The organism is Heliomicrobium undosum (assembly GCF_009877425.1).
Taxonomy (GTDB): domain Bacteria; phylum Bacillota; class Desulfitobacteriia; order Heliobacteriales; family Heliobacteriaceae; genus Heliomicrobium; species Heliomicrobium undosum.
Genome location: NZ_WXEY01000024.1, coordinates 15,233 through 32,625, shown reverse-complemented (window position 1 = coordinate 32,625; position 17,393 = coordinate 15,233). Strand labels below are relative to the sequence as shown.

At 58.8% G+C, this 17,393-nt stretch carries 16 protein-coding genes; 1 reads left to right on the top strand and 15 read right to left on the bottom strand.

Annotated features, from left to right (window positions below; all coding sequences use genetic code 11):
- Positions 1-160 precede the first annotated feature (160 nt).
- The 6 genes from GTO91_RS15220 to GTO91_RS15195 all read right to left on the bottom strand — a co-directional run bounded on the left by GTO91_RS15220 (position 161) and on the right by GTO91_RS15195 (position 5,093).
- Positions 161-1,678: a LysM peptidoglycan-binding domain-containing protein gene (locus GTO91_RS15220; RefSeq protein ID WP_161259590.1), complete on the bottom strand. Its 1,518-nt coding sequence runs from the start codon at positions 1,676-1,678 to the stop codon at positions 161-163.
- Between the two features lie 235 nt (positions 1,679-1,913).
- Positions 1,914-3,293, bottom strand: a complete 1,380-nt coding sequence (locus GTO91_RS15215; RefSeq protein WP_161259589.1) for a TrpB-like pyridoxal phosphate-dependent enzyme — start codon at positions 3,291-3,293, stop codon at positions 1,914-1,916.
- 234 nt (positions 3,294-3,527) lie between these two features.
- On the bottom strand, positions 3,528-3,725 hold the full coding sequence (locus GTO91_RS15210; RefSeq protein ID WP_161259588.1) for a hypothetical protein: 198 nt from the start codon (positions 3,723-3,725) through the stop codon (positions 3,528-3,530).
- 109 nt (positions 3,726-3,834) lie between these two features.
- Entirely contained in the window at positions 3,835-4,356 is a 522-nt protein-coding gene (locus GTO91_RS15205; RefSeq protein ID WP_161259587.1) for a hypothetical protein, read from the bottom strand.
- The gene (locus tag GTO91_RS15200; RefSeq protein ID WP_161259586.1) at positions 4,353-4,496 is read right to left on the bottom strand and encodes a hypothetical protein; all 144 of its coding nucleotides are present in this window, start codon (positions 4,494-4,496) and stop codon (positions 4,353-4,355) included. The genes GTO91_RS15205 and GTO91_RS15200 overlap by 4 nt, the downstream gene beginning before the upstream one ends.
- 168 nt (positions 4,497-4,664) lie before the next feature.
- Entirely contained in the window at positions 4,665-5,093 is a 429-nt protein-coding gene (locus GTO91_RS15195; protein WP_328793823.1) for a YcdB/YcdC domain-containing protein, read from the bottom strand.
- 423 nt (positions 5,094-5,516) lie between these two features.
- Here GTO91_RS15195 and GTO91_RS15190 point away from each other — a divergent pair, with 423 nt between their 5' ends.
- The gene (locus tag GTO91_RS15190) at positions 5,517-6,818 is read left to right on the top strand and encodes a uracil-xanthine permease family protein (RefSeq protein ID WP_235919632.1); all 1,302 of its coding nucleotides are present in this window, start codon (positions 5,517-5,519) and stop codon (positions 6,816-6,818) included.
- 141 nt (positions 6,819-6,959) lie between these two features.
- Here the strand turns inward: GTO91_RS15190 and GTO91_RS15185 are convergent, their stop codons facing one another.
- The 9 genes from GTO91_RS15185 to GTO91_RS15145 form a co-directional block, all read right to left on the bottom strand.
- Positions 6,960-8,963, bottom strand: coding sequence for a coiled-coil domain-containing protein (locus tag GTO91_RS15185; RefSeq protein WP_161259583.1), 2,004 nt, complete (start codon positions 8,961-8,963; stop codon positions 6,960-6,962).
- Between the two features lie 138 nt (positions 8,964-9,101).
- Positions 9,102-10,220 (bottom strand): HD-GYP domain-containing protein, encoded by a 1,119-nt coding sequence (locus GTO91_RS15180; RefSeq protein WP_161259582.1) that lies wholly within the window; start codon positions 10,218-10,220, stop codon positions 9,102-9,104.
- 282 nt (positions 10,221-10,502) lie between these two features.
- Positions 10,503-11,693 carry an ABC transporter permease gene (locus tag GTO91_RS15175; RefSeq protein WP_161259581.1) on the bottom strand — a complete coding sequence of 397 codons (1,191 nt, stop codon included), beginning with the start codon at positions 11,691-11,693 and terminating at the stop codon, positions 10,503-10,505.
- On the bottom strand, positions 11,693-12,370 hold the full coding sequence (locus GTO91_RS15170) for an ABC transporter ATP-binding protein (RefSeq protein ID WP_456318573.1): 678 nt from the start codon (positions 12,368-12,370) through the stop codon (positions 11,693-11,695). Before GTO91_RS15170 ends, GTO91_RS15175 begins: the two co-directional genes overlap by 1 nt.
- Positions 12,371-12,432: 62 nt before the next feature.
- The gene (locus tag GTO91_RS15165; RefSeq protein ID WP_161259579.1) at positions 12,433-13,719 is read right to left on the bottom strand and encodes an efflux RND transporter periplasmic adaptor subunit; all 1,287 of its coding nucleotides are present in this window, start codon (positions 13,717-13,719) and stop codon (positions 12,433-12,435) included.
- 79 nt (positions 13,720-13,798) lie between these two features.
- Positions 13,799-15,103 (bottom strand): amidohydrolase, encoded by a 1,305-nt coding sequence (locus tag GTO91_RS15160; RefSeq protein ID WP_161259578.1) that lies wholly within the window; start codon positions 15,101-15,103, stop codon positions 13,799-13,801.
- 207 nt (positions 15,104-15,310) lie between these two features.
- The gene (locus tag GTO91_RS15155; protein WP_161259577.1) at positions 15,311-15,985 is read right to left on the bottom strand and encodes an ABC-2 transporter permease; all 675 of its coding nucleotides are present in this window, start codon (positions 15,983-15,985) and stop codon (positions 15,311-15,313) included.
- A 25-nt stretch (positions 15,986-16,010) separates the two neighbouring features.
- Positions 16,011-16,892, bottom strand: coding sequence for an ABC transporter ATP-binding protein (locus GTO91_RS15150; protein WP_161259576.1), 882 nt, complete (start codon positions 16,890-16,892; stop codon positions 16,011-16,013).
- Positions 16,889-17,272 carry a GntR family transcriptional regulator gene (locus GTO91_RS15145; protein ID WP_170294277.1) on the bottom strand — a complete coding sequence of 128 codons (384 nt, stop codon included), beginning with the start codon at positions 17,270-17,272 and terminating at the stop codon, positions 16,889-16,891. The genes GTO91_RS15150 and GTO91_RS15145 overlap by 4 nt, the downstream gene beginning before the upstream one ends.
- Between the last annotated feature and the right edge of the window lie 121 nt (positions 17,273-17,393).

Here is a 17,393-nt window from a genome sequence, read left to right as displayed (position 1 = left end):
TTTGAAATGTCATCAAACAAAAAGAGCAGGGGCTAGCGTAAAGGCCGCACCTGCTCTTTTCATTTCCTTTTTTCTTTGTCCCTTTTACTTCTACTTCATCATTTGTGACACGATTCGGTGATTAACAAAGCCGTCCGCTAGGCTGCCCTGCAGCTTGTCACTACTCCAGCCCGCCCGCCATCAGCACGCCCACCTGATGAGGCGCGCTGACTGTCGGTTCCGAGTGACCGATGCCGTTGAGGGTGTAAAGATCGATGTGACCATCCATCCCGTTGCCTTTGATCCGGTCATAGTTGGGACCGGCGCCGTAGTTGCCGCTGCGCCAGGACACGTTCGCCAGATAAGGGGCGCTGTCCACACCGGCGTGGGGCATGCCGGAGACGGAGGCGGCGATTTTGCGGCCGTCCACGTACAGGATGAAGGGCCGGCGGTTCCAGGTAAAGCCGCCGAAGATCTCTTTCATGACTTGCGTATCGGCGGCGGTCAGCGTTTCCACATCAGCGTGGTTGGCCCCCATGGTACGCTGGATCATGAAGCTTCGTCCGGTCGCCAAGTCAACGAGCTTGCCCACCTTGCCGGTACTGAATACGTACTGCCCCTGGCTGAACCAATCGAACACCTCGCCGAACTGGGGTCCCAAGAGCGGCTGCGAGGCCACGTTATGGACAGGAATTTTCAGCACCTGGCCGACCTTGAGGTTGGAACCGTCGCCCAGGCCGTTGACAGCGCAGATTTCATCCTTCAGGATCCCATATCGTTCCGCAATCGACCAGACCGTATCGCCGCTGACAACGGTGTAGGACTGGTAGGTCACCGTATCTCTGGAGGTGTCGACAGGGATTTTCGCAGCGAAAATATTGGCCGGCGCCGGGGCGGGGGTGATGTCCTGATTCACCCGGAGGACGGAGCGGTAGAGATAGCCGACCCCGAGATGGGATTGCGCCTTGTACCAGTCGCCTGACTTGCCGAGAACGGTGAGCGTCGTTCCGGGCTGGAGGTAGCCGATGGCAGAGGCGCTAAAATTGGGGCTGCTGAAAAAGGTGCCCGAACTGGACATGGTGGCCGTGACGGTCACCGCCGGCGGGAGTTGGGGCATGATCATCAACTTCTGTCCCACATAGAGGACATCGGAGGTCAACCCGTTGAGGCTCTGGATGGAGGAGATGGTCGTGCCGAACTTTTGGGAGATCCGCCAGAGGGTGTCACCGCTCATGACCGAGTAGGTGATCTTGCCGTTTATGGGCTTGTATACCTGAAGCAGGTCTCCGGTGGCGACGCTGACGAGTCCCAGGGTGTCACAAAGGAAGTCGGCAGGGACCATGAAGCGGTTACTGGCCAAGACCATGGGGGCCGGGGCGGTGATGTGCTTGCCGTTGAAGGTGACCGTCGGCGAGTTCAGCAGAAACACCGCTTCATCATCACCCACTTTAATGGTTCCCTGGTTCGTGTTGGCGTCAAAGAAAAAACTGCCGCCGAGGGCGCTCGCCAGTTCCTTTGCCGGAACCTGCAGGACGCCTTGCTGGTTGACGGGGGCCACGTTGGCGGTAAGGGCCGTGTTGTTGACGTAGACCTGGGGAACAGCCGCATGGGCCGGAGACAGGGGGCTTCCGTTCAGGAACGCCCCAAGCGAGAGTCCACCGATGAGCAACCATTTGCCGATGCCTTGCCTTGCTGCCACGTTGAACAACCACCTTTTTTAATGAAATTTTTTGAAGTGTTCTCGATGATTCAGATAATTCTATGATCACCGAAGCCGAACACCTTGTGAAACACATTAATGATTGGTATGTATAAAACCTGTATCATAGTCATTCGATGAAAACAGGAAAAGAACGGGGGTATTCCCCGTTCTCCCTTTTATTTCCATATTAAGTTCACTTTGGTTCGTCCTATTCTATCTTGAGCGCCCTGTCCTAGACCTTCGGTAGGTTGTTCAGACTCTTCGCCAGTGCCTCTTCCGAGTAGGGCACGTCCTTGAGCCCGCCGGAGAGGTAGGCCTCGTAAGCACCCAGGTCAAAGATGCCGTGGCCGGAGAGGCAGAAGAGGATGGTGCGGGCTTCGCCGGCCTCTTTGGCCGCTTTCGCTTCGGCGATGGCGCCGGCGATGGCGTGGGCCGATTCGGGCGCCGGGATAATCCCCTCGCTGCGGGCGAAAGCAAGAGCGGCTTCGAAGATGGCCGTCTGTCCATAGGCTTGGGCTTCCAGGAAGCCCTCATGGTAGAGTTGGCTGACGAGCGGCGAGTCGCCGTGGTAGCGGAGACCGCCGGAGTGGAAGCCGGGGGGCACGAAGTCGTGGCCGAGGGTGTACATCTTGGCCACCGGCGTCAACTTGGCCAGGTCGCCGTAGTCGTAGGCGAAGACGCCCTTGGTCAGCGTCGGGCAGGCATCGGGCTCGACGGCGACGAGGCGCACCTTCTTGCCCTGGAAGCGGTCGGCCAGGAAGGGGAAGGCGATGCCGGCGAAGTTGCTGCCGCCGCCGCAGCAGCCGAGAACCACGTCAGGGTATTCATCGACCATGGCCAGTTGGGCTTTCGCCTCCAGGCCGATGACGCTCTGGTGCAGGATGACATGGTTCAAAACGCTGCCGAGGGCGTAATTGGTGTCCTCGCGGGAGGCGGCGTCCTCGACGGCTTCCGAGATGGCGATGCCCAGGCTGCCGGGAGAATCGGGATTCGCCTCCAGGACCTGGCGGCCGGAGGCGGTGCGCATCGACGGCGACGGGATGACCTCGGCGCCATAGACCTGCATAAAGGATTTGCGGTAGGGCTTCTGGTTGTAGGAGACCTTCACCATGTAGACGACACATTCCAGGCCGAAGAAGGTGCAGGCCAGCGACAGGGCGCTTCCCCACTGGCCGGCGCCTGTTTCCGTAGCCAGCCGTTTGATGCCGGCCGCTTTGTTATAGTAAGCCTGCGGGAGGGCCGTGTTCAGTTTGTGGCTGCCGGCGGGGCTTGTCCCCTCGTACTTGTAGTAGATTTTTGCCGGCGTGTCGAGGAGCTTTTCCAGCCCCGTCGCGCGGTAGACAGGCGTGGGCCGCCACTGCTTGTACAACTCCCGCACCTCTTCGGGGATCTCGATCCAGCGTTCGGTGCTGACCTCTTGTTTGATCAGTTCCATCGGAAAAATGGGCGTCAGATCGGCCGGTCCCAGGGGCTGCAGGGTGCCGGGATGAAGGGCCGGCTCGGCTGGGTTCGGCATATCGGCCTGTACGTTGTACCAAGCGGTAGGAATGGACTTCTCGTCCAGCATGATTTTGCGAATCGGTTCGCTCACGCTCGTCTCTCCTCTCCTCATATGGAACATTGCTTCAATCTGTCGCGCTTTTTGTCAGCGACCATGGATCCATTGTACAGAGTTGAGGGAGGAGGCGGCAAGAATATTTTTCGGAATTACTAGACAGTTTTCCGATTAACCAGCGATTTTTAATGAACTCAGAATTTGACTGCGCCGAATCGTTCTTCGTAGGGCTACGGCTACAGCAAGCACGCTAAACAGCAAAAAAGCGACCTCACCCGAAGGTAAGATCGCCTATAAGAGCCGATGGGTTCTTCGTCGCCGGATCTCGTTCTGGGAAGACTCGGAGACGGCAATCGCTGTTTCGATCCGTTCTTCCAGCAGTTCCTGAACATCGGGGGGAATGGTGATACCGGCCCGCTGCACTCGTCGCATAAACAGCCGCGTATCCCAGGCCGATTGTTCATAGCTCTGTTGGATGGCCATCAGCAACGCCAGATCTTCCGCTTCGCTCAGACCGGGAGCCTGGTGACGTTCTGCAAAGAAAGCCCATCACCTCCCTTTGTAGGATGCCCGGAGAGGGATGGGCTTACGTACCCCGCTAAAAACCCTTTTCTCGGATTTGTTTTTTTAATTCCTGACTTGCCCGAAAACTCGTAATGTCTCCATACTCAGTGGGGCCGCAAAAATTGACGATATCGGAGCGAGGGTAATAGCGAAAAGGATACACCAATTCGGACGGTTCTCTTTCATAATGGAGTTCATAATAGGGTTCTTTTTTCGGCAGGTCTTTCAGGTTCGTGATGACAAGGGAATCCAATTCATCGGTGATCTTGCGGATCACTGATGGATCATCCGTCAATAGTTGCTTTGGCCCCGCGATGTTTTCGTCCTGATCACAGGCGATGATGGAGATTCTTGTGGGAGGAAGGTGTTTGTCTTTGGCGTTGTCCAAAGGGTTGGATTCTTTCCAACCCAGGGGGCAAAGAAAGAAAAATTTCGAACCGATGACAAAAGCGAAAATCGCGATAAATAGCAACGGCGTTGCGATCGTCAACAAGATTACTTTTCGCCACTTCAACATTCTCTCACCTGCGCTTCCTTTGTCGGCAAAAGGGGTCATTCAGGGACATAGACCAGCCTGGGATCCGGCACCAGCGCGTCATAATAGGAGGGCCAGACATAGTATGGCTGCAGGGCAACATGTTTGAGAAATTCGACTTTCGCTTTTTCCGGCGCGATGACGCCTTTTGCTTGCGGCAAGGGCTCTCTTTTCCCACCTCTTCGCGCGTACGCTATTCGCGTATTTTAGGGCAGGTTTTTTATGGGCATGCCCGTTACGGCGTCAATGGCGATGACGCCCGCTTTCCAATCGCGAATGTAAACGAGTTGCGGCGCCGGCGCGATGAGATTGTAATAGTTCGACCAGGTTTAGGTCACCTGCAGCGGGGTATGTTTGATGTACTCGGCTTTCGCCTTTTCCGGGGTGATGATCCCCTTCGCTTCCGGCAGGGGCGCCTCTTTCACCCCTCGCGTGCTATAACCGACGATCTGGCCGGTGACGGCGTCAACGCTTACCGAATCCAGGCAGCCTTCGATGGGAATACCGTTTTTCGTATGCCTGAAATAATACTCATAGGTCGGCTTCGGGTGGGGATCGAGCTTGCTGCTGTCCACCCAGTCAGGCCGGGGTCTGATTTTCGTCCGCTGCAACAGGTACTCTTTCCGTTCTGGGGATGTGAAAAACTGCATCGCCCTTTTGTCGGCTTCCTCGTCCGTGATCGCCTTCGTCTGATTCCCCTGTTGATCGCTCAGCACATTGTATCGGATGACCCGGCCTGTCTTCGCATCCGTCTCCAGGTTGATCCAGAAGGATTCGACCGGCTTTTTGCTGTAATCAGGACCCCACTCGTAAGTGACGCTGCTTCCGCCGTCACCGTAGGGGTTCTACGACGGGCTGTGGCCCTCGTCCCCTTTCGCGGGAATACCCTCATTGGCAAAACTGATCGGGCTGATCAGGAGGCTAGCTGCTAAAAAGAGGCGATTTTTAGACAATGTGGGAGTTTCATCACACCCATTCCTTTGCATATATTGATAAATATTTCTAAACCAAACGTTTGATTTGATTCGACAGCTTTTGCCTAAATCCTTCTCATGATAAACTGCATGAAAAACCGCCTGTGGCATATTTATTTGCCGGCAGGCGGATAGGAAATAGCGCTCCTTGTTGAGGCATGTTATTGTTTTTGAAGAAATGACGACGAGATGCTTGGAGTGAGCCTGTTGGACAAGCCATCATACCGTTACGGCCTGGATGAACGCCCGCCCTTGGGAGAGAACCTGATTTTTGGCCTCCAGTGGCTGGCCATCACCGTCCCTCTGATCATCATCCTCGGGAAAATCGTAGCCGCGTCGCATTTCGCCGATCCGGCGGCGCAGATCCTGTACCTGCAAAAATTGTTTTTTACGACAGCAGTGATGCTGCTCATCCAGGTCTACCGGGGCCATCGCCTCCCCCTGATCACCGGTCCCGCCTCGGTGTTGCTCATCGGCATCACCGCCAACGCCGGCAGCAGCATCGACGCGATGTACACGGCGACGATAATCGGCGGCGGCTTGCTCACCCTCGCCGGCGCCACCGGATGGCTCGATCACCTGAAAGGTTTGTTTCCCCCTCGCGTGGTGGCCGTCATCCTGCTGCTGATCGCCTTTACGCTCCTGCCGACGATCATGAACCTGATCATCGCGCCGGGAACGGGGGTATCTCCCCCGCTGCACCTGCTCTTTTCCCTGGCCTTTCTGGCGGTTCTGGTGTCGATCAGCCGGGTGCTGACGGGACTGTGGAAATCGACGTTGATCATCTGGGCGATGCTGGCCGGTTCGCTCGTCTATTTCCTCGTCTTCTCCCCTGCCGCCGTCGACATGTCGGGAAGCGCCGGCGCTGTCCCGACCTTCGCCTCTTTTTTTCATGAGTTTACGCTGCATTTCTCCCTTGAACCGGCCTTGATCGTATCGTTTTTGTTTACGTACCTGGCGCTGTTTATCAATGACCTCGGTTCCATGCAATCGGTCGGTTCGATGGTGGGGGCCACTGAAATGCAGGCGCGGATCAGCCGGGGGGTGACGGTGACCGGTCTGATGAATATCCTCTCCGGCTTCCTGGGTGTCATCGGCCCTGTCAATTTTTCCTTAAGCCCCGGTGTCATCGCCTCAACACGCTGCGCTTCCCGGTTCACCTTGGCGCCCACGGCCATCCTCCTGTTCTTGATCTCCTTTTTTCCTGCGGTGATTCATTGGCTCGGCAACATCCCGCCCGTAGTGATCGGCACACTGCTCCTGTACATCATGTGCGCCCAGGTGGCGACGGGCTTGCGGATCATCTATGAATCAGAAAACCCATTGTCGATGGACAATGGGTATATCGTCGGTTTGCCTGTTCTGTTGGGAACGGTGATCTCCTTTTTGCCTCCGGCCGTGACCGCCGGATTCCCGGCGATGTGGCGTCCGATTTTGGGGAATGGGTTTGTCGTTGGGGTGGTGGCGGTTCTCTTGCTGGAACATGTACTATTTCGGAAAAAGGGGTAGCCTCGGTAGTAATAGGCCGTAACCAACAGCCACGCAACCAGCAGAAAAGCCCCCACCCTTATGAAGGTTTTCATATCTCCACCTTCTTTTGCGCATGCGTCTTTAGCAGAGGGTTACGTTCTCGTAGATCTTTACTTCGTTTTACCTCTTCCGCCCCAACCGGAATCCGTGACGGAAAAACTCCACGGCCTTCCCCAGCAGGTCTTCCGTCTGTTCTCCTTGCTCCTGCGTCTCTAGATCCTGGGTCCCTCTCCCCTGCGTCCCTGGCGCCTGTGCCCCTTGCTCCCGGTCACGTTGCGCCGTTTCGCCGGTTTCACCTTTCGTCGTCAGATCGGACGAGGCCGTCAGTCCCGCCACGAATTCGGCTTCATCCCTACGGGACGACTTCTCCGACTGCTTCGAAGCAACTGTGCTTTCCTCGCCTATTCGCGCGCCGCCAATCCCCAGCCGCTCGTCGCGCACCCGCCGCAACTCCTGGCGCATGTTCTCCTGTCCCTTTTGCAGTTCCTCCCGCAAAGCTTCCGAATGCTCCAACTGGGCGCGGGTGATCTCCAATTCGTCTCGCAATGACGTGAGCAAGGCCGGCGAGCAGGACGCCATGAGGTCGCGGAGCCGCTTTACCTCTCGCTGGAGGCGCTCCAGTTCCTCCTTCACCAGCAGGTCGTGGATCTCCTCGTAGAGGCGGGCCTTGCCGATGATCAGTTCCTCCTCGGGAGAGCGGGGGCGGCCATCGGATGGCGTTTCCAGTTCTTCCCGAAAGCCGAGCCGGCCTTTCATTTCGCGGTTCTCCTGCTCCAGCAGGAAGAGAAACTCGGACAACTGTTCGCGCCGCTCCTCCGAGCGGCCCAGTTCCATCTCCGCAACGGCCGCCTTCTGGCGGAGTTCCTCCACCACCAGGGGCGCCGTCTCTTCCAGGCGGGCCAGCAGTCGCTTGTTTTCGGCCTCCAGGCGGTCCCGCTCGTCCTCGACGAGCATGCGGCGGTACTCCTCCTGGCGGCGGACCTTTTCCACCTCGGCCGACAGATCGACGGGCGCTTCCGCGACGATGCCCCCGCCCTCTGACAGGTCCAGCTTGCGTTTTATGTCATCCCGTTCCTGTTCCAGGTCGAACAACTGAGCGAGGATGACACGACGACGCTCCTCAGAACGCTTCAGTTCACCCTCGGCCTCGCTGAGGCGATTCTCCAGTTCCTCGATCCGCTGCGGACTGAGGTTGGCCAACTGGTCTGCAAGTTCACTGTTCTCCCGCCGTAGCCGGCTCAATTCGGAGGCGAAGCGGGAGCGGTCTTTCTGGGTCTGGTCCAGGACGGCCTGTTTCAAACGCTCCTTCTCGCGGGGCCCTTTCCAGATGGACCAACAGCGGCTGACGATGCGTTGCGCGGCCAAATGGGGGTTGTCGAGCCACTCATCAGCCCACCAGTAGCCAAAAGGCTTCACTTTGCAGTCCGGCTGGACGAGGATGGTATAAAGGCGGTTCTGGGACAGCGCCCGCAAGACCGCCGGATCATCAAAGAGCAGGAAATTGTCGGCCTCCTGCTGGACGAGGAGGAGAAACTGTCCGCCGACCCGCGCCGCCTCCGTGATGGCGAGGGCCACCTCATCGGCCTTATTCATGTCAGTCGCATGCACCTGCAACTGAAAACGGCGCCCTTTGCGCAGTTGATGGCGAAGGCCCGGCAAGGCGGTGTCCTTGTCCCCTATCACCAGGTGAAGGCGCACCGACCCGCGCGCAGCGTCGACAGGCCACTCCCGCCGGGGACGGCGACCCAACAGCCCCTCGGCAGCTAGGCGCTTCGCCTGCAGGCGTCGGGGCGTCTCACCCAGGGAGAGCGGTTCCAGGTTCTTCACCTGCAGCCATTCCAGCCGTTTGCCTCGCTTGCTCGAAGGCCAGACGACGGGATGGCCCACGGCGGCAACGACCATGCCCGGCTGAAAACGAGAAGCCAGGTGCTCGGGAACCATCCAGTACATGGTGCGACCTTCCTCGTCAAGGACCGACCAGAGGCATGCCTGGCCGATGGGCATCCGCTCCGGAAGCAGTTCAGCTTTGACGCGGAATTCGATCGCGGCCAGGCCCTCTTTAGCTTCCTTTTCCAGGATGCGATTCATGCCGTCAAAAAAGGCGCGGACCGTAAAGCGTTTCACCTGTTTTCGCTCACCTTTCTGCCGGATTGATCTTCAGTGCTTTAACCCTCCCTTTTCCACGCCGGGCCGGACTTTCCCTGCCGGATAAAAAAGCCACCCCAGAGCCGGGGTGGCTTCCTTCATATGCGCTACTCTCTGCTACGCCTGTTTCCCAGAAAGGATTTCCTGGAGACTTAGTTCCTGCTCCTGACGAAGGTGGACCAGGTAGGGGCTGACCACCTTGCGTCCGAAGGCATCCTGGGTGACGAGCACCGTCGGGCGCAGCGGCGAGCTTTCAAAAAAGTCAACCACATAGCCCTCGTCGCCGGTGTTGAGGCGGACCCGCGTGTGCAGCAGCAGGTCTCGCAGCCGGTTGATCAAAATGCTGACGATGTGCATGTCGAGATGGCTCCGCGACTCCCGGCAGAGGATGTCGATGGCGTGCAACTGGTCCATGGGAGCGCGGTGCGGGCGCCCGGCCGTCAACGCCGAGAACACGTCGGCCACAGCGACGATGCGGGCGAACAGATGGATCCGTGGGTAGCGCAGTCCCTGAGGATAGCCGGTCCCGTCACAGTGCTCGTGATGCTGAAGGATACAATACAACTGAGCGTCGGAGAGGTCCATGCCGGTCTCCTGAAAATACTTGACGCCAAAGACAGGGTGTTTTTTGATCGTCTCATACTCTCTGTTGCTGAGGGCGCCCTTTTTGTTGAGGATGCTGCGCGGGATATAGATCTTCCCCACATCGTGAAGGATGGCGCCGGCAGCCAGTTCATTCAGTTCTTCCCGATCCATGCCGATGCTGAGCCCGATCAGGGTGGAAAGAAGACAAACGTCCACGGAATGGTGCAAGGTGTAGTCATCGGCCTGCCACAGATGGTTCAGCCGAAAACCGACCTTCTCATCGTGGATGACCGACGAAACGATAGCGGATGCTCTTTCCTGGACCGCCTGCTGGTTAAAAACATGCCCTGCGCGGATATCCAGGAAAACATCGCGCACCGTCTCAATCGCTTGATGATAGAGGACATCTTCTTCCTTGCTTTTTCGCCGGGGCAGAAAGCAGATATCTTCACCGTCCGACTCAGGCTCCTGGGCATTGCGAGATCCGGAAGAAGGCACTTTATCAATCAGCACCCCGATCTCCTCCCATTTATGGATTTGCGCCATGAGACGTTCACTGATCATTGCGCCCCGGGGAATCAGCAGGTGACCCTGTAAGGAATAGACATCCTGCTTCAACACATCGCCAACGCCGTACCGTTTGGAAAGCATCATACCAACCTCCATTGTTTCGACCTATCTGCCTATGTTATTACTGCTCTCCTACGTTGTCGTTACGGTCGGCGGCTGAATTTCCCACGGCAAGCAATGATAAGTTTTTTCACAATATTGCTACTTTCCATTTAAATCAGTAAATTCCTGCTTCTACACAAAACTTTCATGACCCTCGGATCACAGGCGATGATGAAAATGGCTTTTCATAAAAAAGCGCCCCTTTCCTCGAAGGGCGCTCCATCCTTTTTCGTTTATCTTTGGCGGTGTCTTAGAGGCGATTTATTCGTAACGGAGCGCATCGATCGGATCCAGTTTCGCCGCCCGGTTGGCCGGGTAGAGGCTGAAAAAGATCCCGATCAGGCTGGAGACGGCGAAGGCTACGATCAGCCCTGTCCAAGAGAAGGCGGCTTCTACGTTGACAAGGCTGGCCAGCGCCCAACTGCCGCCGATGCCCACGATGGCGCCCAGCGTTCCCCCGAAGAGACAGAGGACGACGCCCTCCATCAAAAACTGCAGCAGGATGTGCCGCCGCTCGGCCCCGAGGGCTTTGCGCAGGCCGATCTCCCGGGTCCGTTCTGTCACGGACACGAGCATGATGTTCATGACGCCGATGCCGCCGACCAGGAGAGAAATGGCGGCCACGCCGGAGAGGACGCCGGCGACGGCGCCGGTCGCCTGGTTGATCTGGCCCATGGCGTCCTGGACGCTGCTGATGCGGTAGTGGTCGTGGGTGCGGTGCCGCCGGTTGAGCAGGTTTTTTGCCTTTTCAACAGCTGTTGACACGGACCCGTCGCTCTCGGCGGCCGCCTCGATGGCAAAGATGCGCGAGAAGTCAAAGGCGTACTGGGCAAAGGAGATGGGCACATAGGCGTCCAGGCTCCTGTCCTGATCGAGGGCGAACTTGTCCTCCTGGGAGACGCCGATGATGGTGACGGTGCGGGATTGAAACTTGACGGTCAACCCGACCACATCGGTGTGGCCGAAGATCTCTTTGGCCAGTTCCTTGCTGACGACGGCGACGGCGCGGGCGCCCGAAATGTCGCTGGCGTTCAGGAATCGCCCCTGGCTGATTTTCAGGTTGCGACGGATGGAGAAGTAGTGTTCGTTGACGCCGTAGATGGTAGCCCGTTTTTTGGCTTTGGGGCCTTCCATCATCGTTTGGAACTGGGTCATGGGACTGACATGGGTGAGTTCCGGGATGAGTTCCCTCATGGCGTTCGCATCGTCGATGGTGATGTCTTCGATGTCGATGGGGTTGTCTTGGTCATCCCAGCGCGGGTAGATGGTGAAGATGGTCGATCCAAACTTCCCGACCTGCTGTTTCAGATAGACCTGGCTGGCCTCACTGACGGTGACGACGGTGACGACCGCCGCGATGCCGATGACCAGACCGAGGATGGTCAGGCTGGAACGGAGCTTGTTGACGCGGATCCCCTGCAGGGCCACCTTGAACAGTTCGACCAGGTTCATCACGCGTCCCCCCTTCGGAGGGCGGCGCGGCCGTCCCGGCAGGTGACATGGGTCCGGGCGTAGGCGGCGATGTCCGGCTCGTGGGTGATGATGATGACCGTCGTTCCCTCGGCATTGAGGGCTTGAAAGATCTCCATGATCTCGACGCTCGTCTTGGAGTCCAGGTTGCCTGTCGGCTCGTCGGCCAGAAGGATCAGCGGCTGGTTGACGAGCGCCCGGGCGATGGCGACGCGCTGCTTCTGCCCGCCGGACAATTCGTTCGGCTTGTGTCCCATCCGCTCGGCCAGGCCGACCCGGGCCAAGGCCTCCTCGGCGCGGCGGCGGCGCTCCTTCCCCCCCAGACCGGCGTAGAGCATCGGCAGTTCGACGTTGGCAATGGCGTCGATGCGCGGGAGGAGTTGGAAGTTTTGAAAGACAAAGCCGAGCTTTTTGTTGCGGATGCGGGCCAACTGGCGATCATCCAGGGTGGACACATCCTGGCCGTCAAGCAGGTAGCGCCCCGCTGTCGGCCGATCGAGGCAGCCCAGGATGTTCATCAACGTCGACTTGCCCGATCCGGAGGGGCCCATAATCGCTAGGAAATCTCCGGCAAAGACGTCAAGGTTGACCTCTTTAAGGGCTTCCACAGCCACAGCGCCCGTCTGGTAGGTCTTACCGACGCCTTCGAGGCGCACGATGGGCGCATGGCTGATAACGCTTGGCGCCGTTTCCTCGACCGCTTGATCAGCCTCGTTCACCATCACCTCACCCCCAGGCTGGGCGGGCGGGCGCCAACCGGGAGCACCGCTACAGGAGTCCCCTCCTGGAGATCCTCCGGCGGGTTCAGGATCAACAGGTCGCCGGCTTGAACGCCTGATTTCACCTCAATGACCATGTCGTTGGCCATGCCCGTTTCGACGGGGCAGAGGGCGACCTTGCCGTCGCGGACGACGAGGGTTTCCTTTCCGCTCCGCGATTCGCGGATCGCTTCATGGGGCGCCGTAAGCACGCCGGTCAGCCGGGCCGCTTGGATGCGCAGGTCCACGTTCGTCCCCGGCCGGCCGGCGCCGCCGGGGTTGTCCGCTTCGACAGTGACGGGAACCGTCGTCCGCTCCGTCTGTTCCTTTTCTTTCGTCACGGCCTGCGGGGAAATGACGGTTACCTTGCCGCTCAGTTTCTGATCTCCCAGGGCGGGTCCGGTGACCTGCGCCGCCATGCCGGCGTTGATCAAGGGGAGGTCGGCCTCGCTCACATCGGCTTTGATCTTCAGCCGGTCTGTCCGTCCGAGGACGGCGATCTTCGTCTCCGGCGCGATGTAATCGCCGGGATCGACGGGCACCTCCAAAACCATGCCGTCCATGGGCGCTTTGACGGCTGACTCGTCCAGGTCACGGGCGCTTGTCTCCCACTCCTGGCGCTTTAGACGGATCTGGGCCTCCCGCAGTTTGATCTCTGTTCCCAGGTCGTTCGTCTCAATCGATTCGACGCGCCGCAGGTCGTTGCGGTGCTGGGCGGCGGCGTCTTCATAGGTATGTAATGCTTCTTCGCGTTCCTTTTGGGTGGCGGCGCCGCTGTCATAGAGCGCCTGGACACGGTCGAGGTTTTTCTTTTCCAGGTCCATCTTCTTCCGGCTCTGTTCCGCCGTCTCCCGGGCTTTGGCCAGTTCGTATTCCGCTGTCTTGCGGCTTTTGTCCAGGCTGAGTTGCTCCACTTCCAGGTTGACCCGGGCGTCTGACTCCTTGCGGACCAGGTCTTCTTTGTCGATGAGGGCCAGCACGTCGCCCGCTTTGACCATCTGCCCGGCTTCCACAAGCACCTTCACGAGCCGCCCCCGCACGCGGGCGGTGACGTTCTCCTTGGCATAGGGCTCGATCTTGCCGGAAACGACGACTGATACCTCCAGATCCCCGCTGGTCACCTCCCGGACGCTGACAGGCACGCCGGCCGGTCCCTTGGCGGGCCGCAGCGCCGCCCAGGCGCCCCCGGCGACGGCGACGACCAGGGCCGCTGCGATCCACTTTTTGCGTCGCTTCCACAGACTTTGCAAGCGGGGTTTCCATGATTGCAGCAATTTGGTCAAGTCCTCTCCATTTTTGATGCAACTCCGGTTTGTCCAGCTAAAACGCTTAATCCCGAATGACCCGCCGGGCCGCCGCGGCAGCCTCGGCAAGCACATCGGCTTCATGCATGGTCAGCAACTGGCGGTTTTGCATGACCACCTTCCCATCGATCAAGACGGTGTCCACGTCAGCGCCGTTGGCGGCGTAGGCCAGCAGGGCGCAGATGTCGTTCTGCGGGAACAGGTGGGGTTTGTTCATGTCGATGAGGATCAGATCGGCCTGTTTGCCCGGCTCGATGCTCCCGATCCGGTCAGCGAGCCCCAGCGCCCGTGCGCCCTCGATGGTGGCCATGCGCAAGGCCTGATAGGCTGTCACCGCCGTGGGATCGCCTGTGCGGTTTTTCTGCAGCCAGGCGGCGGCCTTGATCTCTTCGAAGAGGTCGAGGGTTGTGGCGCTGCCCGCCCCGTCGGTGCCCAGGGCGACGGCGACTCCCTTGTCGCGCAGTTCCAAGACAGGCGCTACACCGCAGCCGAGTTTGAGGTTGCTGACGGGGTTGTGGGAGACGCCGCCTCTAAGTCCCTTGAGCAGGTGAATGTCATCGCGGGAGAGGTTGACGGCATGGGCGAGCAGCACATGGTGCTCGGCGAAGAGTCCCAGATCGGCCAGGTAACGGACAGGCGATTTGCCATACCGGTCGAACATCTGGTCCACTTCCTCGACCGTCTCCGAGAGGTGGATGTGGATGGCGGCCTGCAATTCCTTTGCCAGGGCCATGACGGCCTGCAGCTTGTCAGGCGGACAGGTGTAGGGGGCGTGGGGGCCAACCATGGCCTTGATCCGTCCCTCCGCCTTCCCATGCCAGTCGGCGAAAAGCCGGCGGGTAGCCTCCAGCCGCCGCTCGGCCTGATTGTCGATAAAGAGGAGGCCCTGGCAAAGGGTCGCCCGCATCCCCGCATCCCGCACCGCCCGGGCCACGTCGTCCATGAAAAAATACATGTCGGCAAAGGTGGTCGTGCCTGATTTGATCATCTCCGCCGCCGCCAGCATCGTGCCGGCATAGACGGCGTCGCCGTCGAGGCGTTCCTCGGCAGGCCAGATCTTTTGGCTCAGCCATTCCATAAGGCGCAGGTCGTCCGAGTAGCCGCGAAACAGCGCCATCGCCGCATGATTGTGGCAGTTGATTAAGCCTGGCATGACGACCTTTCCCGCCGCGTCGATGACGGTGACGGCGTCGTCCCCAACCATCTTGGCATCGATGCGGCCGATCTCCCGGATGCAGGATCCTTCGATGCCGATGTCCCCCTCCAGGATCTGCGGCGCTTCTGTCGCCATGGTCAAGATCCGCGCGTTTTTGATCACGATCCGGCTCAACGATGCTCCTCCTCCGCTTCATTCTTCCGAACAGTCGCCGGAAGGCATGTCCATCACGACATGACGATCCGGCAGTCATTACCGGAACGTTCCGGCAATCATCGCCGCAACGCTCCGGCAAAAAGCGCCCTACCCACTAGACGCTTGAACGGCAAAAAATGTTACAAGAAAGGTTTACAATCTGGGCGCTTGTTTTCCTTTTTTTCATCAATTTTTTAGCAGACTGTCGAGCCGATCGGCATCCTGAAAACAGTGGATGCTGTAGAGAAAGGCGGCCGATAAAAAGACCGCTACGCAAAGGACAAACCCGGCGACAGTCGCCTCCACATGGGCAGCCATATACATGGCCGGTCCATAAAAGAACCCTTTCAGCCATCCCTTGGGCAAGGCCATGAAAATCAACGGCGACAGGGCGATCAATGCAAAGAACCGCTGCGCTTTCATATAGCCGAAGCGAAAAGACAGCATCAGCACCAACCCGTTGAAGAGCAAGGTCACGCCGAGATAGATAAAGGCCGCGAACGGCGGGATCAGGCTCTCCGGGGGGTAGATCATCTGGGCAATTGTCAGCAGAATGCCCACGATCAAGGTTGTCGCCAGGGCAGACAGCAGCCCGCCCATAAACTTGGCCGCGACGATCTGGCGCGGCGAGAGGGGCAGTGATCGCAAAAAGAGGTAGCCTCGGCTCTTTTCTTCATATAATATCGTCCCGTTGGTATAGCTCAAGGTAAACATGACCGTCAAAATGCCCCAAATGCCTCCAAACAGGGTGGGCTCCGCTTTGCCGCTCAGGATCAACCCGGTGATCCCGAGCAAGAGCAGCCCCAGCGACCGGAGCGATTTTTTCTGGGCTTGAAAATCTTTTTTTACCAGTTGCCACATGCAAGGTCTCTCCCTTCCTTCTCGCTCAGGCGCCCTGTTCTGAGGATTGCTTGGCCAGGGCGATCAGGATCTCTTCTAAACTGATCGCCTCTAGAGCAACGCCGGCAGGGATGCCGCCGGGCCAGGACCGGCGGAGCGCATCCATGTCGCCGGTGACGCCTGCGTATCCACCGAAGCGAGGCTCCACATGGACCAGATGGGGCCGCGCCTCGGGTGGAAAGTCGCCGCTGATCAGGATCCGCCGCCAGGAACCCTGCAGGTCGTCGCGTAATCCCGTGTAGCAGACCCTCCCCTGATGGATCAGGGTCACATAGTCGGCCACCCGTTCTACATCAGCGGTGATGTGTGAGGAAAACAGGACCGACCGGTCTTCCTCCTGGATGACGTCGAGCATCTCCTCCAGCAGTTCCCGCCGCGCGACCGCGTCCAAACCGGCTGTCGGCTCATCGAGGAGCAGAAGTTCCGGGCGGTGGGCCAGGGCCAGGCAGAGGGAGAGTTTCATCCTGTTCCCCTTGGACAGGTCGCCCACCTTTTTATGGGCAGACAGGGCGAAGCGCTTTTGCAGAGCGGCGAAGAGGGCGTCATCCCAGGTGGGGTAATAGGAGGAGACGAAACGGGACAGTTCCGCCACGGTGAGACTGTCGTAAAAGGGGATCTCTTCACTGACAAAGCCGACGCGGCGCTTGATGGCCTGCTCATGACGCCGGTGATCGAGGCCGAAAACGGTAATGGAACCGGTGTCGATGCGCACCAGATTCAGGATGGCCTTGAACAAGGTGCTCTTGCCGGCGCCGTTGGGGCCGATCAAGCCCATGATGGCGCCGGGGGGCAGTGTCAATGACACCTTCTCCAACATAAAGGACGCGTAACGTTTTGTAACGCCGTCGATGGTCAAGATGGATGTCATCGTTCTTCCTCCTTCAGCAGTTCCGCAAAGAGTTGCCGGACCTCTTCCATCGTCATGCCCAGACGTTTTGCTTCAGCCAGGGCCTGCCGCAGCGGGGCCAGCACAGACTCGCGCCGGGTCGTTTCCAAGTGTCCTTTTTCCACCGGGGCGACAAAGCAGCCCAGCCCCTGGCGGGTCAGGATCATCCCCTCCCGCTCCAGTTCCAGGTACGCCCGTTTGACGGTAATCACGCTCGTCCCCAACTCCTGGGCCAGTTGGCGGATGGAGGGAAGGGCCTGACCGGGCGCCAGGTCGCCCCGCAGGATTGCATCCTTGATCTGTTTGGTGATCTGGTCGTACAAGGGTATGGGGGATGTCGGAGAAAGAGTAATCGGAGTCAAAAAGGCACCCCCTCGCTACTGTGTATTTTATCTATACACAGTATAATCACGGTGTCTGGTCAAAGTCAATGGATTTGCCATCATCATCCCAAATGAAAACGCAAAAAAAGCGGCCCTCCCG